We start from the raw sequence: 20,947 nt of genomic DNA, 5'->3' as shown, positions 1-20,947 counted from the left end.
CCCCCGTTTATAAAACGGGGGATTCTCCCTTCTAGCTCCCCACAGCTTGAAGCTGTGAGGGATTCATGGAGTTCAGGGGATTGCCAAATACCCCATCCCCTGAGCCGACCGTACCCATTACAGATACGGCTTCTTTTAGACTCAAAGGACACGAGAATCCGTCCCACTGGGCAATGTTCATGACGCTCCGCGTCTTGCGTAGCAAGATTGCGGCATTCCAGTCCGCGTCACAGCAATACCCGTCCTGCCCGGTGAACAAATGCCCACTCCTTTTACCAATCAGCCCCGTCCTGTGGTCGGTTTTGGATGTGTAGGCAGCAGGACGTTTATGCAGCGTCCTGCCCGCCATCTCCAGCTTGTAGGCAACCTTCCACTCCAGGTCGTAGTACGACCAGGTATGGCGCGATTTCCCGGCATCCGAACGCGCCTTCTGGCTCTGTCTGGATTGGCGGATACCTGAGAGGTCTTCCATCCACACATCTGCATTTACCGCATTGGCAAACCGCACAATGCGACGGCTAACGGTGTGGTTGACCGCCCTCATCCAACGGGCTTCTTTGCGCTCCAGTCGCTTGAGTGCTCGGTATTTACCCGCCTGTTGCAACTGGGCACGACGCTTCTGGAAACGACGACGACGATAGGCTACCTCTCCACCCCCAAAAAACACCGCCCGACCCCAACGGGTGGCCGCCACCGCCAAACGGTTCTGCCCCCGGTCAACACCCAGCCGCTCTGTGCTCTTCACTTCGGGAACTTCCCAAGTGATAGATACAACCGCGTACCAACAGCCCCGTAGCTTCATGAGTTTCAAGGTTCCCCGTTCACAATCCTGTTCGGCCAGGATGCGCTCAAGACGCTCGGCATAGTAGGAACTGCTAACCTCAAGGGGAACCCGCTTGTCACCCTGAATCGTGGGGAAACTCACTGAGTAGGTGCTACCTACTTTGTGCAGCTTCCAGTTTTGGTTGTTGACCTCTGGCCAGAACACTTTGAAGTGTTTGACCCGCTGGCCGGCTTTCCCCTTCAGGACACGAATCACCTGGTTGGAGAGGGCCGACTTGAGTGGTGTCACCACTTTGGCGGTTGTTAATGCTTTTCGTTCCTTTGGACTGATGCGGAGCAGTTCGTTTGCCAGTTCGGTTGTCGCACAAACCGTCTGGTTAAACATCTCTGCTTTGACCGCATTGAGGTCAAGAAACTTGAGCTTGAGTGTGGTGGTGACCCGTTTCATGGGGACTATTGTATGTACTATTTCTGTTGCTGAATAAATTCAGCCTGTGCGCTTATATCCCCCGGTTAGAAACCGGGGGCTTTACGCTGCTTTTCGTAAAGGATCCCTAGCTCTAAAATGGAGCCCATGAACCTCCCCCCCGACCGACAACGCGAACATCAAGCTAACGAACGCACCTTTTTGGCTTGGTTGCGTACTTCAATTGCTCTGATTGGTTTTGGCTTTGCCATTGCTCGCTTCAGCTTGTTCTTACGGCAACTGCAGGCGAATGTAGCCCAAGATCCACGACAGGTGGATCCGGTTCATGCCCTCTTGAATGCGGAAAACCTGGGGCTGTTGTTGGTTGTGTTTGGGGTGCTGATGATCGGTCTTTCCGCTTGGCGGTACAATCAGGTGCTGCAGCAAATTGAGCAGGGGGATTTTCGCCCGAGTCGGCTGGTGATTTGGATGATGGCTGGGGTGGTGGCTTTGTTCGGATTATTAAGCATTCCTTTGGTGCTGTGGCGCAACCGCCCTCAGGAGACTCCCCCGCTAGATTTGCCCGAATAAACGCCCCCTAGGGGCTCTAGCTGACGGGCTTGCTGTTGGAGCCGCTCAACCAACTGATTGCACACCACCTCACACAGCTCAAAACAGGCGGGATCCACAATCTGGTAGTAGACGCTCACCCCTTTCGGCTGGCGACTGACGATACCCGCTTGGGCCAAGATCTTCAGATGTTTGGAAACATTGGCCTGGCCCATGCCGGTGGCCTCCAAGATCTCCGTCACGTTTTTGGGGCCAGACCGCAGCTCGCAAAGGATCTGCAGCCGACTGGGCTCCGAGAGCACCTTGAAATAGTCCGCCACGCTACTCAGCACTTCTGGAGTCATCACGGGAACAATCCATTCAACTGACTTGATTGTAACACCAATTAGTTATATAGTTAAAAACAAGAGCGATTTGAGGCTGCGGCCTTAAGCGATATCCAGGAGGACTTTATGCTCTTTCGACAACTGTTTGACCAGGAAACGGGCACCTACACCTATTTAATCGCGGATCCCGTTACCGGCGAGGCCGCCCTAGTGGATCCTGTGCTGGAGCAGGTGGAGCGGGATTTGACGTTGATTCGGGAATTGGGGTTGAACCTGAAGTACTGTTTGGAAACCCATGTTCATGCAGATCATGTTACGGGGACTGGCAAATTGCGAGAACTGACCGGTTGCCAAGGGATCGTGCCCGTACAGGCCAAAGCGCAGTGTGCCGATCGCTTTATTGCCCATGGGGAAACCCTGCAGGTGGGATCCATCTTAATTGAGGCGATTGCCACTTTGGGGCATACGGACAGCCACATGGCCTATCGAGTGAATGGGGATCGGATTTTAACTGGGGATGCCCTGTTGATTCGCGGCTGTGGGCGAACCGATTTTCAAAGTGGGGATCCCGGCTTGATGTATGACCACGTAACCGAGCATCTGTTTAGCTTGCCGGATGAAACCCTGGTTTACCCGGGCCATGATTACAAAGGGCGGACAGTCTCGACCATTGGGGAAGAAAAACGGTGGAATCCTCGCTTCGTGGATCCAGCGACGGGATCCCTGCGGTCACGGGAGAGCTTCATCGCATTGATGAATAGCTTGAACTTGCCCAACCCGAAAAAGATTCAGGAGGCTGTGCCTGCCAATGAGCAATGTGGCAAAGTTACAGTAACTGTTTAATCCGGTGCACTGGGGTGGAACTTCGGTTGTGATGGCTGATGCCAATCAGGAGCAGGTGGATGCCGAGATTCTCGCTCTTCAAGAGGAGGCCACTCAACTGGAGACAGCTTACCCTTCCCAAGTGAGTTCGCGGCATGCTGGGTAAGTCACACTGTGGCCTTATCTAGGCGCAACGGCAACGATTTTCTGGGGGTGAACAGCTTCAGGGATTTCAAAACTTGAGCCAGTTCTACCACTCAGAAGAGATGATCAATCAGAGCGTTTTTCTAAGTGCTTTCCTAAGTGCTTTTATTGCGCATCGGGAATAGAAGATGAACCAGATCGCCACCTACAACACGGATTTCTACGCTTGGACGCAGGAACAAGCCCAATTCTTGCGGGATCAGGCTTGGGACAAGTTAGATCTGCCCAATTTGATTGAGGAGCTTGAATCTTTGGGTAAGCAACAACGTCAGGAACTGCGGAATCGACTTTCTGTATTGATGGGGCATTTGCTGAAGTGGGAATATCAACCGGAAGGCAGATCCGCAAGCTGGTTAATTACCCTACAGGTTCAACGTCAGGATGTTCTTGACCTTCTCGAAGAGAACCCAAGCCTTAAGCCTTATTTGGCAGAGGCCATATCCAAGTCTTATCTAAGGGCACTGCAGCTAGCGCTTGAGGAAACGAAATTACCCAGAAAGACTTTTCCCAAGGAGTGTCCATATTCCCTAGAGCAAATTCTGGATGACCAGTTCTATCCTGGTGAACCCAGTGATTGGCTTGAGGACGAAGGTTAACTCAGAGTTTGATAGCCAGGACGATAACCCCTCACAGAACTTCAAAAAAAGCAAGGAGAACATTATGACTACAGCACCAACGCCGCAGACTCTATCTCAACAGGAACAGGATCCCCGCCTTAAGGAAATTGATGCTCTGACTTTGAAACAATGGCTGGATCAGGGGCGAGTGAAACTGATCGATGTGCGAGAGCCCTCAGAATATGCCGAAGAGCGGATCCCAGGGGCGATTAATATGCCGCTGTCCACTTTTGACCCAACTCAGGTGCCCGCCTCCACTCCCGAACAGCCGGTGGTGATGCAGTGCCGCATGGGCAGCCGTTCGATTCAGGCCAGTTGTCAACTGTTGGATAAGGGTTGGCCGGAGGTGATCAACCTAAAAGGCGGGATCGAAGCCTGGAAATCGGCCAAGTTGCCTGTCACTCGCACGCGAAATGCTCCCATTTCTCTGATGCGGCAGGTGCAGATTGCGGCGGGATCCCTGGTGTTGTTGGGTACGTTGCTGGGTGCCTGGGTGAATCCGGCTTGGTTACTTTTGAGTGGCTTTGTTGGGGCAGGACTGGTGTTTGCCGGTGTAACCAACACCTGTGGCATGGCTTTGCTGCTGGCACGGATGCCTTGGAACCGAGGTCAGTCGCTATGACTGGGATCCCTGGGGTGCAGGCTTCATCTTCTCCGTCTGGGATCACATCTGGGATCCTGCAGCGATATCTACCGTTTACGGATTGGCTGCTGCACTACCAGCGGGAGAATTTGCCGGGGGATGTGATTGCTGGGGTGATCGTGGCGATTATGCTGGTGCCCCAGAGTATGGCCTATGCTCTATTGGCGGGCTTGCCCCCTCAGGTCGGCCTGTATGCCAGCATTCTGCCCTTGGTGGTTTATGCCTTGCTGGGATCCAGTCGGGTCTTGGCGGTGGGGCCGGTGGCCATGGTGTCGTTGCTGGTGGCAGCGGGGTTGGAACCCTTGGCAGAACCGGGTAGCCCCGAGTACGGGCAGTTGGCCTTGGGGGTGGCCCTGGGAGTAGGGGTGATCCAGGCGGGCATGGGGATACTGCGGGTGGGCTTTTTGGTGAATTTCCTCAGCCACGCAGTGATTTCCGCCTTTACCAGCGCTGCCGCTTTGATCATTGCTTTTAGTCAGGTTAAGCATTTGCTGGGGGTGCGGATCCCCAATACGGAGTCCTTTCTGGTGTTACTGCGGGAGCTGTGGCAGAACCTTGCGGATTTGAATGGAATAACGCTGGGCTTAGGACTGTTGGCGATTGGCTTGTTGCTCTACGCCAGTCATCGCTTGCCAGCTCAGTTGCGCCGCTGGGGGATCCCCAACAGCTGGGTGCTGCCCCTCAGCAAAAGTGCTCCTTTGGGGGTGGTGCTTCTAACCACGCTTCTGGTGTGGGGCTTGGGTTTGTCGCAGCGAGCTGGCGTGGCTGTGGTGGGAGCGATTCCTGCCGGCTTGCCACCTCTGACCTTGCCTGGGTTGAGCCTTGGACAATGGGGATCCCTGCTCCCGACGGCTTTGGCCATCAGTTTGGTGGGTTTTACCGAGAGCTACGCGGTGGGTCAATCCCTAGCCAGCAAACGCCGGCAAAAGGTGGATCCAAATCAGGATTTGATAGGGTTGGGAGCGGCCAACTTGGCTGCTGCTTTCACAGGTGGATACCCAGTTACAGGGGGGATCAGCCGCTCAGTGGTCAATTTCCAAGCCGGGGCCAATACAGGACTGGCTTCCCTGATTACGGCCGGAATCCTGGCTTTGACAGTGGTGCTGTTGATGCCGCTGTTTTTCTTTCTGCCCCAGGCGACTTTGGCGGCCATTATTGTGGTGGCGGTGCTGGGATTGGTGGACTTTCGCCCCTTGCTGCACAGTTGGCACTATGACCGCGGCGATGCGGGGGTATGGATGGTCACGTTTGTCAGTGTGTTGGGGATAGGAATCGAGGCGGGGATCGGTATCGGGGTGCTGGTCTCGATTCTGTTGTTTCTTTGGCGCAGCAGCCGCCCTCATATTGCCATTGTTGGGCAGATACCGGGTACCGAGCATTATCGCAACGTCCTGCGGCATGAGGTGATTACGGATCCCCAAATTTTGGCAGTGCGGGTGGATGAAAGTTTGTTTTTTGCCAATGCCGCCTATTTGGAGGAGTACTTGCTCCAGCAGGTGGCGGAACGGCCTGAAGTGAAGCATTTGTTGCTCATTTGTAGCGCAGTTAACTTCATCGATGGCAGCGCTTTGGAATCGTTATTGCGGCTGATGGAAAAGCTCCAGCAGGCAGGTGTGCAATTTCATTTGGCGGAGGTGAAAGGGCCTGTAATGGATCGACTCAAGGCGATTCACTTTGTCGAGAAAATTGGGCCTGAGCATATTTTCTTGTCTACCCATCAGGCAATGCAAGCTATGAAACTTCAGGAATGGGAAGCCCCAGCTAATTTTATGAGTAATTTTACTGGGCACGAATGAGCACGACAGGTGTTTGTTCTGCCGAGTTTCCGGCTGGATTTTTCCGCAGTGCTTGCTCGACCAGGGATCCTTTGACTCCAGAGGTAGCCGCTAAGATTTTCACTTCTCCCAGATCATTGGCGTCGACAATGGCTATTTCATAACCCGTTTGAGTTTGAATCTGTTGGACTAACTGGGCTGGATTCTCAGGTCCCAGGACAATAAATTGATCGTAGGGAGGCAAAGTGCCAGTGACATCATCAATCAACGCAGCTTGTTCTCCTGCCAGCGCATAAAACACCCCCGGAATCCGTAATAGCTTAGCCAAAGATCCAATGAAAAAAGCCCACAACACCCGCCAGGGCCCGGAACAATCGATCAGGGTTTGCAACCCGTAGCAACTGGAGAGGCTGGTTTTGGAGGGGAAAAAGTAGCAGAGTGTGCGGGCCAAGAAACCGGGCTTCACCTGCAGAGGATGACGGAAATTCCCTTGGACAATCGCAGCGGCAGTTTCGGAAATGGCGATGATATCTCCCGGCTGGGCATGGGGGCGAATGTACCGTTCGATCACCGCAGGCCACTCATCCTTGGGGGTGAGTAAATGGGTGGGGATGGGAGCCCAGCTTAGATGCTCTTGCTGTTGCCAATTCAACTCCGGTAGGGGATCCACCTCCTGTAGCGGCAGGATTAAATGGCTGGTTTTGAGGGTGCGTTGCTGCCGACCGTACTGGATGTAGTCTAGCTCCAGCCAGGCGGAGCGCAAGTCGGAAAGCCCATCTCCCGTAAGTTGAATCTCCACTTCCAGGCCGGTTTGGCTGGCGGGGCTGAGGATGTAGGCTTGCCAATAATTGTCCTGGCGGGGGGGCAAATCCTCATGGCGAGAGCGCAACCGGATCAGACTGTGAATCTGCTCTAGGGATCCGGCACTGAGCAGGTGCAGTCGCGGCGTCACTTGGGCCAGGGTTACTTCCAGGAGAGGATTGAGATTACGGGCAACAAATTCAGTCTGGATACGCCATTGCTGGGGAGTTTCCCGGGTTAAGGTCCAGCTTTGTGGTTCCACCCACAGTTGATCGGCAGGGCGAGTGTTTAACCAGTAGAGCAGAGTTCCCCCAGCCAGCAGGATTCCGGCAGCCATCGGGATAAGACCAGCTAGCGCTTGGGTGGGATCCCAGGCCCAACGCCCCACTCCCCACAGGCTTAAGCCAACCCCAGACAGGATCAACCCCAAAACCCTACGGTTCACCATGCTTCCACTGCCTGCTGCCATTGGGATCCCACTCCTTCAGAATCGTTAAGGCCTGGTAAATTCTGCCCCATTCCGGGTTACAGCGGCCTAGACTACAGGTACATCTCTTCGAGCCCTAGACATCCTAGCGGGAAACCGAAGCAGACAGGAGCGGCAACCCTACCTCCATTTCTCAGATCAAACAGTTAACTTATAAATAGACTAAACTCAAAATTTTCGTGGGTTAACCATTGGAGTGTTCTATGGCTCACAAGCAACAGTTCAAAAGCTTTACCGACATGATCGAGGGATCCCCAACCCCGATTTTGGTAGATTTCTATGCATCTTGGTGTGGTCCCTGCCGATTGATGGCCAATGTGTTGGAGCAGGTGAAGCCCCAAGTAGGGGATGCGGTTGCTTTTGTCAAGGTGGACACGGAAAAATACCCGAATATTGCCGCCCGCTGGGGCATCCAGGCTTTGCCAACCCTGATTCTGTTCAAAGATGGGCGACCGATTGACCGCATTGAAGGCTTATTGCAGCCGCGGGCCCTGCTGGAACGGTTACAGGCGCAGATTCACTTGCCTGTAGCTTAAGGGCCGCAGGAGTTTGAACGGGGCTGCTGGGGCATTAAGATCTAACAAGATTTCAGCTGGCACTTCCATTTAGCCCCTATGCCCCCCTTTCCCCAGAACGCTTCTTTAGATCTAGAAGATCTGGATCGTCGGTTCACAGAATGTATCGCCCATTGGCAGCAGGGGAACCTTCCTCAAGCAGCCGGGTTGGCGCAGGAGATCCTAGCTCTGGAACCCGATCACACGGGATCCCTGCAACTTTTGGGGATGATCGCCCATCAGCAGGGTCAGCCCAAGGAGGCGCTGAGGTATTTGCAAAAGGTGGTGGATTTACAGCCGGAAGAGGCAGATGCTCACTACAATCTGGCTTTTTTACTGCACAGTCAGGGATCCCTGGCGGAAGCCGTTCCCCACTATCGTCGTGCCCTGCAACTGGATCCGGAGCATTTGGAAGCCCGGGTGAACTTTGCCCAGTTGTTGCGCTCCGCCCGGCTTTATCGGGAAGCGGCTCAAGAATATCAAGAGGTGGTGCGGCTACAGCCCCAGTCTGCCCAAGTCCACAATGACCTTGGCATTTTGTTCAAAGAGATGGGATCCCTGTCGCAAGCCATCCAAGCCTATGAGCAAGCGATTCGCCTACAGCCCAACTATGCCGAAGCTCACAACAATTTGGGCAACGCTCTAAAAGCCAGCGGGGATTGGCAGGCTGCCGAACAGAGTTATCAACGGGCGCTGCAGCTCAACCCCAACTTGGCCGAAGCCCACAACAACCTGGGCACCCTCTACGAGGAGCAAGGTCACCTGGAAAAAGCGGTGCAGTGCTATCAGCAGGCGGTACTGGCTCGTGCTGGATATGCGGAGGCCCTGAGCAATTTGGGGGATGCCTTTGCTCAAATGGGCAAGCTGGAGCAAGGGTTGCAATGTTGTCAACGGGCGGTGCTGGCGGATCCCTACCTGTTGGAGGGACAACTCAACCTGGCCAATGTGCTGCTGATGAAAGGGGATCCCGTAGGGGCAGAAGCGGCCTGTGAGAAGGCTTTGGAGCTGGAACCCGCCCATCCTCTCGCCTTGGCTTTGCAGACGATTGTTTGTGCAGAGCAAAAGAACTGGGATAGGGCCAGGTACTGGTCGGATCCGCAGAGCTTTGTCCAACTTTTTCCCGGTGATGACCCGGAAGAAACGGCCATTCTCAATCACCGCTTGGCGGAGATGATCTTGGCCCACCCCAGCCTCACTTGGGAGCGCAGCGGCAATGCCACTCGTGGTGGGTATCACAGCGGCAACCTCTTGGCAGATCTGGATCCTGCTGCTGCGGATCACCCCCTCCATTGGCTGGGATCCCGTATTGCCATGGCTGTTCCCCGCTACCTAGAGCAGCTTCTCCCCCAATTGCCTGCCGATTGCGTGAGCAGGACAGAGTCCTCTGGGACTGCACGCCAGCAGGCTCATCCTTGGCTGGAGCAGTGTCAAGGCCCGTTTCAGGTGCGGGATCTCTGGGCGGTGGTGATGCAGTCGCAAGGTCACCAAATCCCGCATGTGCATCCCTCCGCTCGCTTAAGTGGGGTGTATTACGTGCAGGTGCCCCAGTCTGTGGGTGAAGATCCGGCGGATCCTTCCGGATGGCTGGAGTTTGGGGCTTACCCAGAGCGGTTTCCTGGGGTTTCTTCCCATCGCGTTAGCGGGACGGAGTCCTTGCATCCCTTAATCTGCCGGGTGCAGCCTCAGCCGGGTTTGTTGGTGTTGTTCCCCTCCCACCTTTGGCATCGCACCATCCCGTTTGTGGGCACTGAGCCGCGCATCAGCATCGCCTTTGATATTGTCTTTGCGGGTGTTTAATTGCACTATCGCACTACTCGGGATCCTCTTGTGCCACTTCCCCCGCTCCACATCCACCAACCCGGAGAAGTACCCTACCGAACCGCCTGGGCTTGGCAACAGGAAAGGCTGGCTCGTATGGTTAGGGATCCCCAGTTCCCGGATGGGTTGTTGCTGCTTACCCATCCCGCGGTCTATACCCTAGGCGCTGGGGCTGACCCGAAGTTTCTGAAAAGCCTTGCTCAACCGATGGGATCCCCCAGTGCTCCGCACCACTCATGGGAACAAGAAGGGATTTTTGGAAAACCAATAGAAGTCCTGCGGGTGGAGCGCGGTGGTGAGGTCACTTATCATGGCCCTGGCCAATGGGTCGGTTATCCGCTGCTGAACCTCAAGCGCCATCAACCGGATTTACATTGGTATCTGCGCCAGTTGGAGCAGGTGCTCATCGAATGCTTGGCTTATTTCGGCCTGAAGGGGGAGCGGATCCCTGGTTTAACAGGGGTTTGGGTGGAGGGATCCAAGTTGGCGGCCATCGGGATTAAGGTCTCTCGTTGGGTTACTTATCATGGCTTTGCCTTGAATGTCTGCCCGGATTTGAGGGCCTTTGAACGGATTGTCCCCTGCGGGATCCCGGATCGCCCGGTGGGATCCCTGGTGCAGTTTTACCCACAGGTCACAATGGCAGCGGTTGCTCCTGTCCTGGTAGAGTCCTTTTGCCAAGTCTTTGGCCTGCAAGCTCAAGCGGTTTCTTTGTCGGAGTGGTTGGGAGAGGTTGAGTCGGTTGCTGCTGCCATTTGAAGCTCACCTTGGGCCAAGCTAGTCCAAGCTAGTCTAGAAAAGCTTAACGCTCCTCAACTCCCAATTGCCGCAGCAGTTGTTGCAGAATTGTTTGATCGGCAAGGTTGCCACTCTTTGAAAATAGGGCCATTGCTCTACGAAAGTCCTCCAGAGCAGCCTCTCGATCCCCCAGTTGTAGCTGGGCAACCCCACGACTGAAAAAGGCTTCCGGGATCCCGCCATCCAGGCGAATCGCTTGCTCCGCATCGGCTAGGGCTGCTTCCGGCTGGCGCAACTGATTGTAGACGTAGCTGCGGTTTACATAAGCAGGGGCATAGTTGGGATCCGATTGCAAAGCCCGATCCAGATCTGCCAGGGCACCCTCAGGATCTCCCCGTAGCAGTTTCAGGGATCCCTGCCAATTCAACTCTGCGGCTGTTCCGGGTACTGGGTTGGGTGGGGTAGAGCTCGTGGGGGGCAATCCAGGAGAGGGCATGGCCAAAGCGGCTGGGATCCCTGCTAGGAAGGCAACCAGCCCCAAACCCACAACCCCAAACCTCCGGTTCATCCTTCCTCCTCCAGTTCCAAAACCAAACTGGGCATGAGCCGCTGTAAATTCTTAAGGGACTTCCCCTGCCAAGGGATCCCTTTGGAGCCTAGAACCGTGATCTGGGGCTTTCCCTGTTGCCGTACCCGCACAATAAATTTGGACAACATATTGATGCCGGAGCTGTTGAGAAATTGTAGCTGGCGCAGATCCAACTTCATGGTTTCCGGTTGCTGACCTGCCGCATCAATGAGCAACTTAGCTACAGGGGCATATTCTTCCGTGCCCGCCAACCGCAGGGATCCCTGACAACGAACAGTGCCAGAGGCCGCATCGTATTGAATCTGATACTCTTCCGCCAAAATCTCCATCGTTTACTCCCTGCATCCATTCTTGTACGAAAAAAGTGTTCTTTAGAGCGACTCCGAGCGTAGCTGTACCATGGTTGAAACTGCTACCCTGTTAGGGTCATCCTCTTCAAACTTCCAACCCAACTCTGCTTGGTAGTCGTTGATCATACTGAGAAATCCCAGCCCCGATTGGTTAGAGTCTTCCTCTTCGGCATTTTGCTCTAAGTGTTGTAGCCAAAGCTCGGTGGGATCCGACTCCGTTAGCGTCTGCAAAAAGTTTTGAAAGGTTTGGACTTGCGGCTTCGCAATGCTGTTATTGGTTAAGAAGATGAGTCTATCTCGATAAAGATAAAGGGCAATGGTTACCGGAAAATCAGAGGACTGATCGCTATATTTCATCGCATTTTCGATCAACTCATTAGCAACAAAACTGACTGCACTTTTGACGGTCACTACACTCTCGCCCGGGAAAAAAGTGGCCATATAATCAGCCATAAAGTTGGCAGAAAGACCATTGTTTCGCCAGCGTTCTTTGAGGGGAACTGAAGTGGGAGAAAATCTCAGGATCAAATACTCGTTGCTCTGGGGGAGATCCTCTCGGTAATCACCAAAGATTTTGGTCATAGATTCAAGTCCTGTTGGGAATTGCTGGGAAGCTCGACTCGACTTGTCGGGGCATCAAAGCCAGAACAGCCCGCGTGGGGTATTTCCCCTCCGTAACGCTATCCGTATAAAGAACTACCACATCCCCGTTGCCGAATTCTAGCTTGAGGGCAGACCGTTGGGGCCGTCCTAGGTAAATGCTCAGGCATTGCTTAGCCATCAGCGGGACGGAGTCCTTGAGCGCTAAAATAACGTGGGCTATCTATGCAGACGGAACCAGCACCTTGATCGAGCGTTACACGTTGCCAGAAATGGGCCAAATCTGGGCCAATCCGCAGAAGTTGCAAACCTGGCTGGAAGTCGAAATTGCAGTCTGTGAAGCCCAAGCGGAATTGGGCGGGATCCCTCGGGAGGCTCTGGAGCAGATCAAGAGTAAAGCAACCTTTGATCCCGAGCGGGTGCTGCAGATCGAGGCGGAAGTGAAACACGATGTCATCGCCTTTTTAACCAACGTCAACGAGTATGTGGGGGAGGCAGGTCGTTATATCCACGTCGGTCTGACCAGTTCCGATGTCTTGGATACGGCACTGTCGTTGCAGTTGGTGGCTTCTGTGGCGGTTTTGCAGGCACGGCTAGCAGACCTAAGTGCAGCCATTCGGACGCAAGCCCAGAGGCATCGGCAGACTTTGATGATTGGGCGTACCCACGGGATCCATGCAGAACCGATTACTTTTGGCTTCAAGCTAGCCGGTTGGTTAGCGGAGTGCTTGCGCCATCAGGAGCGCCTAGAGAGACTACACAACCTGGTAGCAGTGGGCAAAATCTCTGGAGCAGTTGGGACTTACGCCAATGTGTCGCCACAGGTGGAGCAGTTGGCCTGTGCCCGCTTGGGTCTGAAACCGGATACTGCCTCTACGCAGGTGATCTCGCGGGATCGCCATGCTGAGTATGTGCAAACGCTGGCGTTGATCGGGTCTTCTCTGGAGCGCTTTGCCACCGAGATCCGCAACCTGCAACGGACGGATGTGCTGGAAGTGGAAGAATACTTCGCCCCTGGTCAAAAGGGATCCTCCGCCATGCCCCACAAACGCAACCCGATCAAATCGGAGCAACTGACGGGGATTGCCCGCCTGCTCAGGGGTTATGCCCTCTCTGCTCTGGAGAACATCCCCCTCTGGCACGAACGGGATATTTCCCACAGCTCGGTGGAACGGGTGATTTTGCCGGATGCCTCGATTCTTTGTCACTATCTGCTGGTGCAAATGACCGATCTGGTGCAGAACCTACAGGTACACGCAGGCAACATGGAGCGCAACTTAAATGTGTACGGGGGGGTGATCTTCAGCCAGCAGGTGTTGTTGGCTTTGGTGGATAAGGGCTTGAGCCGGGAAGAAGCCTATCGCCTCGTACAAGAGAATGCCCATCGTGCCTGGAACCAACCGCAGGGGGATTTTCGGGCCAATTTACTGGCGGATGCGCGGGTGATGGCTCACCTGAGCGAGGCCGAGCTAGCTGCCTGTTTCGATGCCACTCGTCACCTGGCCCATTTGGATGAAATTTTCTCCCGTGTGGGCCTCTAAGGGATCCGCTGCATGGTTTGGCAACGACAGCACGTTTTGGGCCTAGCCGACTTTACTCCCGAGGAATACCAGATTGTTTTGCAGACCAGCGCCAGTTTTCGAGAGGTGCTGACGCGGCGATTGCCCAAAGTACCCACCTTGCAAGGGAAAGTGGTGGCAACGCTCTTTTTTGAGGCTTCCACCCGCACGCGCAACAGTTTTGAGCTTGCGGCTAAGCGGCTTTCAGCCGATGTGCTCAATTTTGCTCCCGGCACCTCTTCCCTGAGCAAAGGGGAAACGATTTTGGATACGGCCCGCACCTTTTTGGCGATGGGATCCGATCTGTTGATTATCCGCCATGCCCAAGCGGGGGTACCGCAGCAGTTGGCCGCCGAAATTACTCGCCGGGGATCCCCCACAGGGGTGCTGAACGCTGGTGATGGTCTACACGAGCACCCGACCCAAGGATTGCTGGATCTGTTCACCCTCTGCGCCCAATTGACTCCAGAGCGCCCCCATCTAGAAGCGCTACAAGGCGTAAAAATTGCCATCGTTGGGGATATTTTGCACTCGCGGGTGGCCCGTTCCGACATTTATGCCTTGGTTGCCGCTGGGGCAGAGGTGCATCTGGCTGGCCCGCCAACGTTACTCCCGAAAGAGTTCGCCCAACTGATCCCCGGCCATACCCTGCCGATCCATTGGCAACTGGATTCGGCCTTAGAGGGATCCCGCTTTGTCATCACCCTGCGCCTCCAGCAGGAACGCATGAGCGAGTATTTGTTGCCTAGCCTGCGAGAATATCACCACTTTTTTGGGATTACCCAGCAGCGGCTGCGGTTGTGTCACCCGCAGGTGAAGCTCCTGCACCCTGGCCCGGTCAATCGCGGAGTGGAGCTGAGCTCTGAGGTGATGGAAGATCCGGATTTGAACCTGATCGAGCAACAGGTGACTCACGGTGTGGCGGTGCGCATGGCCTTGCTCTACCTGATGGGGGGTGGGCGGATCCCGACTTGAGAAGGCTTAATCCGAAATAAGACCGGCGGGAACCGAGCTTCAGGTTTTGCGTCTAGGGGCCTGTAGCCAACTTCCTCCGTTAAAACCCTTAGGGATCCCTGGCTGGAGCTTCTCTCGAAGTATTGCAAACAATGCATCAGCTTGCGGAGATAAAGGGCAATCTCTTTGCCTTAAATTTCACTTTACCTGGATCCTGACCAAGACTGTTTTGTGACTAAGTGATACCTATTTTAGGGCTAAAGTCTGCCTGCGCTGAATAGTCGTCAGATGCGCTAAAAGCCTCTTTCTATCAAGTTTTTTTGGATCCCGATTCCCAGGGATCCCTTTTCGACTGAAATCCTAAATACACCTAAATTGATGGGTGGGGGACAGGAATTTTGTGAAAGATCAGCACATTCAAAAAAACTCCACCTTTTTCTCACGATTTAACCGGAATTTAACCTTAACATATTCTGCGCTTAACCTTGAGGCTTTAGGGTTACAAGTGTTGATCTGCAACAGACATCACCTATGCGATCTCTGCTTTCCGCTTCTGTACTCTCCCTTGCTGCCCTGGCAGTGGGATCCCTCTCTTTGGCCCCAGCCCAAGCCCAAACGGTGCAAATCTCCGGCGCGGGTGCTACCTTCCCGGCTCCTCTGCTGCAACGGTGGTTCGATACCTACAACCGTACTGTGGATTCCAACGTGCAAGTCAGCTACCAGTCGGTTGGTAGTGGCGCTGGTTTGGAGCAGGTGATCAATGGCACTGTGGACTTTGGTGTGTCGGAAGCTCCTTTTTCCGGTGCCCGCTTGGAGAGCTTCCGCTCTAAGTTCGGCTATGAGCCGTTGCAGTTGCCCATGGGCGGTGGGGCGATTGAGTTTGCCTACAACATCCCTGGGATTGAAAGCCAAGAGTTGATCCTGAAACGGGAAACCTACTGCGGCATTGTAACGGGTGAAATTACCAACTGGAACGACATCCGCATCAAAGCCCAAAACCCTACCTTGGTAGATCGTTTGCCGGATCTGCCCATTACCTGGGTACACCGTTCCGACGGTTCCGGTACTACCTTTGTGTTTACTAACCACCTCAAAACCGTTTGCCCCAACTGGACTGCTGGCGCGGGCACCTCTGTGGAATGGCCGGTTGGGATTGGTGGACAAGGTAACGAAGGGGTGGCTGCTGCCATCCTGCAGGAAGAAGGTGCGATTGGTTATGTGAACCAGTCCTACGCTAAGCTGGAAAATATGGACACAGCTCGGATCGAGAACAAGTCCGGCAATGTGGTGGCTTTCTCCCCTGAGGCTGCTACCTCTGCTTTGGATGCGCCGATTCCGGATGACTTTGCGCTGCTGGTGCCGGATCCGGAAGGTCCCCAAGACTACCCGATTGTTGGTTTGTTCTGGGTGATGTTCTATCGGGAGTATCCGGATGCTACCAAGCTAGAAAAGCTGCGGGAAGTCTTTAAGTGGACGCAAGGCCCAGATGGTCAGGCACTGACCCGAGAGCTAGACTACATTCCCATGCCAGATTCAGCTATCGAGCGGATCTTTGCCGAACTGGATGCGATCACCGTTAATCCCAACGCGGTTCGATGAGCCAAATCCGGCTTAAAATTCGCTAGCTTATAGTCAGCGGTTGGTGGGAGGTATCGTCCTTTTATCAACTGCTGATTTGTCCTTTATTTAAGGATCCACAGAGATTTATAGCTTGGCTTGGTGTCTCGAAAAAATAATTGTCTACGGATCTGGTTGGACTGCTGTTTGCGGTTGAATTTTGAATGTTGACCAGAACACAGACACCTGCAAGCCAAATGAGGTATTTCAGTTGAGAGTGATGTTGCGAAAAGGATTGCCACAGGGGAGGCTCTATGACTTCGGCGGCTAGAGAGTATGATTCATCGCAGGATATCAGCATTGAAAAAAAAATGGACACTTCCCGCGCCCTGGATGTGGGATTTGTCCGCCTAACGCTGGCGCTGGCTGGCTTTGCGGGCATCATCCTCATTTGGGTGATCCTGCAAACTACTGAAGCAGCCCTGCCTGCTATGCAGCAATTTGGTTTGGGCTTTCTGGTCACCACCCGCTGGAACCCCGTCGAGGATATTTATGGGGTGCTCCCGCAGATCTATGGCACCCTGATGACCTCTTTGGTGGCTCTGGTCTTTGCCATTCCCTTGGGTATTGGTACAGCGATTTTTTTAACGGAAGATTTTGTGCCCAAGTGGATCACAGCTCCCATTTCTTTTGCCATTGAGCTGATTGTGGCCATCCCCAGTGTGGTATTGGGATTGTGGGGGATCTTTGTGTTAATCCCGGCGGTGCGCCCCATTTTCCGTGCCATCAACCAAACTCTGAATTGGTTCCCCCTCTTTGGTGGCCCTGCCCCGCGTGGCAACAGCTTGCTACTTGTGGGGTTGGTCTTGGGAATTATGGTGTCCCCGATCATCATTTCCATCACCCGCAGCACCTTTGAATCCTTACCTCGCAATTTGCGCGATGGGGCCTTGGCCTTGGGGGCAACCCGTTGGGAGACGATTTTAACGGTGATGATTCCAGCTGGCTTGTCTGGCATTATCAGCTCCATCATGTTGGCCATGGGTCGCGCCTTGGGAGAAACGATGGTGGCCGCCATGCTTTCGGGTAATGCCAACCGTATCAATGTCTCGCTGATGCAGCCGGGATCCACCATTACGGGTTTAATTGCTTCTCAGTTTGGTGAGGCTGGCCGCACCCAGGTAGCTGCCCTCATGTATGCCGGGGTGGTGCTGATGGTGCTATCCCTGCTGGTGAATGTCTTGGCGGAGCTCATCATTCGTAAGTTCCAAAATCTTCAGCAGGCCAATTAACCAACCAGCAGAGCCGTTATCCATTCAGGAGTGTTTCTGTTATGTCAAGCATGTCCAGCTCAGCACAGTTGCCCTCTCAAGAGATTGATATCAGCACGAGTGCCATTTCTCCCCTACGCAACTATTCCGGCAGAATCCTGACGATTCTCAGTGGAGTTTTCGTTGCTGCCATCGTCCTTCCCTTGGCATGGGTGCTTTGGGATGTGATTGGGGAAGGGTTGAAGCAACTGAGTTGGCAAACCTTTATCGAGACCCGCTATCCGGCTCCTGGTTTGACAGAGGGTGGCTTTGGACATGCAATTGTGGGCAGCTTGATCGTGCTGTCAACGGGAGCAGTCTTGAGCTTTCCCTTTGGGATCCTGGCGGCGGTTTATCTTTCGGAGTTTGGTCGAGGCACCCGTTTGGCCTATTTGGTCAAGTTTTCATGCAATGTGCTCACCGGGGTGCCGGCCATCCTGTGTGGTTTGTTTGCTTATGCGGTGGTGGTGCGGGGATCCGGGTTTTCGGCTTTCTCGGGGGGGCTCGCCCTTGGGGTGCTGATGCTACCGATTGTGATCCGTTCTACGGAAGAAGCCTTGCTGCTGGTCTCTCCTGACATGCGCTTGGCGTCCATTGGCCTTGGCTCTACCCGCTTCCAAACCACGATGCGGATTGTTTTGCCAGCAGCAGCTCCGGCGATTGTGACCGGGTTGATTTTGGCTTTGGCACGGTCGGCAGGGGAAGCAGCTCCCTTGCTGTTTACCTCCTTCAACAACAACTTCTGGTCAACCAACCTGTTTGGCCCGGTGGCAACCTTGCCCGTGATGATTTATGTCTTCTCCAAGATCCCCTTTGAAGCTCAGCGGCAACTGGCTTGGGCAGGAGCTTTGGTGCTTTTGGTGATTGTGCTATCGGCCAGTGTCATTTCCCGATATGTGGTTCACAAAACCAAAAAATAATGAGCTTGAAATCCTGACTTTTTCTGTTGAGACAATCACACAAGCGGTGTGAAATGCTATGAACTCTAACTCTGTGAGTGGTGCGATGCATACCCAATCCCCCAACCCAACCTCCTACGTTTTCAAAACCGAAAACCTAAATGTCTACTACGGCTCCAACTTAGCCGTGAAGAACGTTAACTTAGACATTCCGGCCCGACAAATTACTGCCTTTATCGGCCCTTCTGGCTGTGGCAAAAGTACCGTCTTGCGCTGTTTCAACCGCACCAATGACTTGATCCCGGGTGCTCGGGTTGAGGGCAAGCTCACTTACCACGGCAAGGATCTGTATGCCAAGAATGTGGATCCCGTCTCGGTGCGACGGCGGATTGGTATGGTGTTTCAAAAGCCCAATCCCTTCCCCAAATCCATTTATGACAATGTTGCCTATGGCCCGCGGGTGCTGGGGATGAAGGTGGATCTGGACGAAGTGGTGGAAACATCGTTACGGCGGGCTGCCCTTTGGGATGAAGTGAAAGACAAACTGAAAGAAAGTGGTCAATCTCTCTCTGGCGGGCAACAACAACGCCTCTGTATTGCCCGTGCTCTGGCGGTAAAGCCGGATGTGATTTTGATGGATGAGCCGTGCTCCGCTTTGGATCCGATCTCCACCCGCCGCATCGAAGAGCTGATGAAGGAACTGGAGGAGGAGTACACAATCATCATCGTCACCCACAACATGCAGCAGGCCAGCCGCGTTTCCGATATGACGGCTTTCTTTAGTGTGGAACTGGTGGGATCCAACCGTGTGGGCGAACTGATGGAGTTCAGTAAAACTGAGGTGATCTTCAACAACCCCGTCAAGGAAGCCACCAAAGACTACGTAGAAGGCCGTTTCGGCTAATGGGAGTGGCGGCAGGGATCCCTTGTGAGCTTGTTCTCTTCCTGAGACTGTTCTTGGTGAACCCTTTTGCGGGCCATTTCCGCAGATGATCCCAACTGAGAAAGATTGCTTCTAAATAGGGATCCCTATGACCGTTGCCGCCCCCGATAAGCTGCAGGCCTTGCGTTCCGCCCTGGCAGGGATTGAAATCATCACCGATCCAGCACAGCTCACCAAGTTGTCGCTGGATTTTTACCATTACAGCCCTGTGCTCACCCGGCAACTGAGCGAAAAACGGGGAGATTTGGTGGTGCGCCCGGCCAACGAAGCGGAGGTGATGCGGGTGGCAGCGGCCTGTGCCCAACACCGGATCCCGGTGACCATTCGCGGTGCCGGTACGGGCAACTACGGCCAGTGCATTCCCCTGCGGGGTGGTGTCATCCTCGATGTCAGTAAACTCAACCAGGTGCTCTGGGCCAAACCCGGTGTGGCACGGGTGCAAGCGGGGGCAAAATTGATGGCCATCGACAAGCAAACCCGCGAGATAGGCTGGGAGATCCGCATGGCTCCTTCCACTTATCGCACTGCCACGATTGGGGGTTTCATCGCCGGGGGAAGTGGAGGGATTGGGTCTATTACCTACGGACAACTGCGGGATCGGGGCAATGTGTTGGCCCTGCGGGTTGTCACTCTAGAGGAAGAACCGCGCATCATCGAGCTACGCGGGGATGAAGTCTTCAAAGTCAGTCATGCCTGGGGGCTGAACGGCATCATCACAGAGGTGGAGATCCCGTTGGCCCCTGCCTATCCGTGGGCGGAGTTGGTGGTGGCTTTTCCCGCCGAAGTGGGCTTCATGCCTGCTGCTCACTTTGGCCAAGCGCTGGGGGATGCGGACGGGATCATCAAAAAGATGATCAGCCTCCATGCTTGGCCTATTCCCAGTTACTTTGCACCCCTGCGGGGATCCGTGCCTGAGGGATCTGCCATTGCCCTGTTGATGATTGCTGAATCCAGCGTGGAGCCCTTGATGGAGTTGATCCGCGAACACGGCGGACAGGTGGTTTACAACAAAACCGCTCAAGAGGCCAGTAAGGGGATCATGCTGGGGGAATTCACCTGGAACCACACCACCCTGCACTGCCGCAGCGTCGATACGAGTCTTACCTATTTACAATCGGCTTTCCCCGCCGACCGAGAGCTGAAGATGGTGCAGCACATGTACGAGTATTTTGGCGATGAAGTGTTGATGCACCTGGAGTTTATTCGCATCGAGGGTCAAGCCACTCCGGTGGGTCTGCAAATTGTGCGCTTTACAACCGAAGATCGCCTGAACGAGATCATGCGCTATCACGAGGAGAATGGCGTCTTCATTGCCAATCCGCACACGTTTATCATCGAAGATGGCGGGCGAAAAGTGATGGATCCGCGACAGATCCGCTTTAAGCAAGAAGTGGATCCCTATGGGTTACTCAACCCTGGGAAAATGCGCACCTGGCAGGAGCGAGCTTCAGGTTAATCGGCAACCATCATCCTGATGGGGCAAGAAAGGGATCCCTCACCCTACTTAGGGATCCTGATGGCTCTCCTGACATTTTGGTGTCGATAGTATAATGAGATACTGAGTTCCATGACGAACATTGGTTCCTCTTGATAAGTTATTGGGTCTTGCTGGAGTCAAAATCCAAGAGTTTGTAGAGTTAGA

General features: G+C 54.2%; 21 protein-coding genes. 15 read left to right on the top strand and 6 right to left on the bottom strand.

Features of this window, described 5'->3' with window-relative positions:
• Window positions 1-31: 31 nt before the first annotated feature.
• Window positions 32-1,231 (bottom strand): RNA-guided endonuclease TnpB family protein, encoded by a 1,200-nt coding sequence (locus JX360_RS06810; RefSeq protein ID WP_244349894.1) that lies wholly within the window; start codon window positions 1,229-1,231, stop codon window positions 32-34.
• A 126-nt stretch (window positions 1,232-1,357) separates the two neighbouring features.
• Between JX360_RS06810 and JX360_RS06805 the strand changes: the two genes are divergently transcribed.
• Entirely contained in the window at window positions 1,358-1,780 is a 423-nt protein-coding gene (locus tag JX360_RS06805; RefSeq protein WP_244349893.1) for a YidH family protein, read from the top strand.
• Here the strand turns inward: JX360_RS06805 and JX360_RS06800 are convergent.
• Entirely contained in the window at window positions 1,747-2,103 is a 357-nt protein-coding gene (locus tag JX360_RS06800) for an ArsR/SmtB family transcription factor (RefSeq protein WP_244349943.1), read from the bottom strand. The two genes, JX360_RS06805 and JX360_RS06800, sit on opposite strands and share 34 nt — an antisense overlap.
• Window positions 2,104-2,211: 108 nt before the next feature.
• Between JX360_RS06800 and JX360_RS06795 the strand changes: the two genes are divergently transcribed.
• From JX360_RS06795 to JX360_RS06780, 4 genes are all read left to right on the top strand, one after another.
• Window positions 2,212-2,928: an MBL fold metallo-hydrolase gene (locus JX360_RS06795; protein ID WP_244349892.1), complete on the top strand. Its 717-nt coding sequence runs from the start codon at window positions 2,212-2,214 to the stop codon at window positions 2,926-2,928.
• Window positions 2,929-3,239: 311 nt separating this feature from the next.
• Window positions 3,240-3,707 (top strand): DUF29 domain-containing protein, encoded by a 468-nt coding sequence (locus tag JX360_RS06790; RefSeq protein WP_244349891.1) that lies wholly within the window; start codon window positions 3,240-3,242, stop codon window positions 3,705-3,707.
• A 64-nt stretch (window positions 3,708-3,771) separates the two neighbouring features.
• On the top strand, window positions 3,772-4,350 hold the full coding sequence (locus JX360_RS06785) for a rhodanese-like domain-containing protein (RefSeq protein WP_244349890.1): 579 nt from the start codon (window positions 3,772-3,774) through the stop codon (window positions 4,348-4,350).
• Window positions 4,347-6,167 (top strand): SulP family inorganic anion transporter, encoded by a 1,821-nt coding sequence (locus JX360_RS06780; RefSeq protein WP_244349889.1) that lies wholly within the window; start codon window positions 4,347-4,349, stop codon window positions 6,165-6,167. Before JX360_RS06785 ends, JX360_RS06780 begins: the two co-directional genes overlap by 4 nt.
• Here the strand turns inward: JX360_RS06780 and JX360_RS06775 are convergent.
• The gene (locus JX360_RS06775; RefSeq protein ID WP_244349888.1) at window positions 6,151-7,395 is read right to left on the bottom strand and encodes a hypothetical protein; all 1,245 of its coding nucleotides are present in this window, start codon (window positions 7,393-7,395) and stop codon (window positions 6,151-6,153) included. The two genes, JX360_RS06780 and JX360_RS06775, sit on opposite strands and share 17 nt — an antisense overlap.
• A gap of 242 nt (window positions 7,396-7,637) precedes the next feature.
• On the opposite strand from JX360_RS06775, the gene trxA reads away from it, so the two are divergent.
• The 3 genes from trxA to lipB all read left to right on the top strand — a co-directional run bounded on the left by trxA (window position 7,638) and on the right by lipB (window position 10,565).
• Entirely contained in the window at window positions 7,638-7,970 is a 333-nt protein-coding gene (gene trxA / locus JX360_RS06770; RefSeq protein ID WP_244349887.1) for a thioredoxin, read from the top strand.
• Between the two features lie 78 nt (window positions 7,971-8,048).
• On the top strand, window positions 8,049-9,785 hold the full coding sequence (locus tag JX360_RS06765) for a tetratricopeptide repeat protein (protein ID WP_244349886.1): 1,737 nt from the start codon (window positions 8,049-8,051) through the stop codon (window positions 9,783-9,785).
• A 30-nt stretch (window positions 9,786-9,815) separates the two neighbouring features.
• Window positions 9,816-10,565 (top strand): lipoyl(octanoyl) transferase LipB, encoded by a 750-nt coding sequence (gene lipB / locus JX360_RS06760; protein ID WP_244349885.1) that lies wholly within the window; start codon window positions 9,816-9,818, stop codon window positions 10,563-10,565.
• Between the two features lie 43 nt (window positions 10,566-10,608).
• Here lipB and JX360_RS06755 read toward each other — a convergent pair whose 3' ends face one another.
• From JX360_RS06755 to JX360_RS06745, 3 genes are read right to left on the bottom strand one after another with little or no spacing between them, the layout of a single operon-like run.
• Window positions 10,609-11,112 carry a tetratricopeptide repeat protein gene (locus JX360_RS06755; protein ID WP_244349884.1) on the bottom strand — a complete coding sequence of 168 codons (504 nt, stop codon included), beginning with the start codon at window positions 11,110-11,112 and terminating at the stop codon, window positions 10,609-10,611.
• Window positions 11,109-11,462, bottom strand: coding sequence for a slr1659 superfamily regulator (locus JX360_RS06750; RefSeq protein ID WP_244349883.1), 354 nt, complete (start codon window positions 11,460-11,462; stop codon window positions 11,109-11,111). The genes JX360_RS06755 and JX360_RS06750 overlap by 4 nt, the downstream gene beginning before the upstream one ends.
• Window positions 11,463-11,504: 42 nt before the next feature.
• Window positions 11,505-12,065 (bottom strand): slr1658 family protein, encoded by a 561-nt coding sequence (locus tag JX360_RS06745; protein WP_244349882.1) that lies wholly within the window; start codon window positions 12,063-12,065, stop codon window positions 11,505-11,507.
• 263 nt (window positions 12,066-12,328) lie between these two features.
• Between JX360_RS06745 and purB the strand changes: the two genes are divergently transcribed.
• The 7 genes from purB (at window position 12,329) to JX360_RS06710 (ending at window position 20,761) form a co-directional block, all read left to right on the top strand.
• Window positions 12,329-13,624: an adenylosuccinate lyase gene (gene purB / locus JX360_RS06740; protein ID WP_244349881.1), complete on the top strand. Its 1,296-nt coding sequence runs from the start codon at window positions 12,329-12,331 to the stop codon at window positions 13,622-13,624.
• 12 nt (window positions 13,625-13,636) lie between these two features.
• On the top strand, window positions 13,637-14,617 hold the full coding sequence (locus tag JX360_RS06735) for an aspartate carbamoyltransferase catalytic subunit (protein WP_244349880.1): 981 nt from the start codon (window positions 13,637-13,639) through the stop codon (window positions 14,615-14,617).
• A 510-nt stretch (window positions 14,618-15,127) separates the two neighbouring features.
• Window positions 15,128-16,195, top strand: coding sequence for a phosphate ABC transporter substrate-binding protein PstS (pstS, locus tag JX360_RS06730; RefSeq protein ID WP_244349879.1), 1,068 nt, complete (start codon window positions 15,128-15,130; stop codon window positions 16,193-16,195).
• Window positions 16,196-16,467: 272 nt separating this feature from the next.
• Window positions 16,468-17,445 (top strand): phosphate ABC transporter permease subunit PstC, encoded by a 978-nt coding sequence (gene pstC / locus JX360_RS06725; protein ID WP_244349878.1) that lies wholly within the window; start codon window positions 16,468-16,470, stop codon window positions 17,443-17,445.
• 50 nt (window positions 17,446-17,495) lie between these two features.
• Window positions 17,496-18,383 carry a phosphate ABC transporter permease PstA gene (gene pstA, locus JX360_RS06720; protein ID WP_425244368.1) on the top strand — a complete coding sequence of 296 codons (888 nt, stop codon included), beginning with the start codon at window positions 17,496-17,498 and terminating at the stop codon, window positions 18,381-18,383.
• A gap of 85 nt (window positions 18,384-18,468) precedes the next feature.
• Window positions 18,469-19,266: a phosphate ABC transporter ATP-binding protein PstB gene (gene pstB / locus JX360_RS06715; protein ID WP_244349942.1), complete on the top strand. Its 798-nt coding sequence runs from the start codon at window positions 18,469-18,471 to the stop codon at window positions 19,264-19,266.
• A gap of 127 nt (window positions 19,267-19,393) precedes the next feature.
• Window positions 19,394-20,761 (top strand): FAD-binding oxidoreductase, encoded by a 1,368-nt coding sequence (locus JX360_RS06710; protein ID WP_244349876.1) that lies wholly within the window; start codon window positions 19,394-19,396, stop codon window positions 20,759-20,761.
• The last annotated feature ends 186 nt before the right edge of the window (window positions 20,762-20,947 follow it).

Origin of the sequence: Thermostichus vulcanus str. 'Rupite', from assembly GCF_022848905.1 — a bacterium.
In the GTDB taxonomy this organism is placed as follows: domain Bacteria; phylum Cyanobacteriota; class Cyanobacteriia; order Thermostichales; family Thermostichaceae; genus Thermostichus; species Thermostichus vulcanus_A.
This window is presented reverse-complemented; position numbering and strand designations above follow the sequence as displayed.

Bases quoted from the DNA above. Each gene is read 5' to 3' on its own strand.
- JX360_RS06810 (WP_244349894.1), bottom strand. From the start codon at position 1,231: ATGAAACGGGTCACCACCACACTCAAGCTCAAGTTTCTTGACCTCAAT.
- JX360_RS06805 (WP_244349893.1), top strand. From the start codon at position 1,358: ATGAACCTCCCCCCCGACCGACAACGCGAACATCAAGCTAACGAACGC.
- JX360_RS06800 (WP_244349943.1), bottom strand. From the start codon at position 2,103: ATGACTCCAGAAGTGCTGAGTAGCGTGGCGGACTATTTCAAGGTGCTC.
- JX360_RS06795 (WP_244349892.1), top strand. From the start codon at position 2,212: ATGCTCTTTCGACAACTGTTTGACCAGGAAACGGGCACCTACACCTAT.
- JX360_RS06790 (WP_244349891.1), top strand. From the start codon at position 3,240: ATGAACCAGATCGCCACCTACAACACGGATTTCTACGCTTGGACGCAG.
- JX360_RS06785 (WP_244349890.1), top strand. From the start codon at position 3,772: ATGACTACAGCACCAACGCCGCAGACTCTATCTCAACAGGAACAGGAT.
- JX360_RS06780 (WP_244349889.1), top strand. From the start codon at position 4,347: ATGACTGGGATCCCTGGGGTGCAGGCTTCATCTTCTCCGTCTGGGATC.
- JX360_RS06775 (WP_244349888.1), bottom strand. From the start codon at position 7,395: ATGGTGAACCGTAGGGTTTTGGGGTTGATCCTGTCTGGGGTTGGCTTA.
- trxA (WP_244349887.1), top strand. From the start codon at position 7,638: ATGGCTCACAAGCAACAGTTCAAAAGCTTTACCGACATGATCGAGGGA.
- JX360_RS06765 (WP_244349886.1), top strand. From the start codon at position 8,049: ATGCCCCCCTTTCCCCAGAACGCTTCTTTAGATCTAGAAGATCTGGAT.
- JX360_RS06755 (WP_244349884.1), bottom strand. From the start codon at position 11,112: ATGAACCGGAGGTTTGGGGTTGTGGGTTTGGGGCTGGTTGCCTTCCTA.
- JX360_RS06750 (WP_244349883.1), bottom strand. From the start codon at position 11,462: ATGGAGATTTTGGCGGAAGAGTATCAGATTCAATACGATGCGGCCTCT.
- JX360_RS06745 (WP_244349882.1), bottom strand. From the start codon at position 12,065: ATGACCAAAATCTTTGGTGATTACCGAGAGGATCTCCCCCAGAGCAAC.
- JX360_RS06735 (WP_244349880.1), top strand. From the start codon at position 13,637: ATGGTTTGGCAACGACAGCACGTTTTGGGCCTAGCCGACTTTACTCCC.
- pstS (WP_244349879.1), top strand. From the start codon at position 15,128: ATGCGATCTCTGCTTTCCGCTTCTGTACTCTCCCTTGCTGCCCTGGCA.
- pstC (WP_244349878.1), top strand. From the start codon at position 16,468: ATGACTTCGGCGGCTAGAGAGTATGATTCATCGCAGGATATCAGCATT.
- pstA (WP_425244368.1), top strand. From the start codon at position 17,496: ATGTCCAGCTCAGCACAGTTGCCCTCTCAAGAGATTGATATCAGCACG.
- pstB (WP_244349942.1), top strand. From the start codon at position 18,469: ATGCATACCCAATCCCCCAACCCAACCTCCTACGTTTTCAAAACCGAA.
- JX360_RS06710 (WP_244349876.1), top strand. From the start codon at position 19,394: ATGACCGTTGCCGCCCCCGATAAGCTGCAGGCCTTGCGTTCCGCCCTG.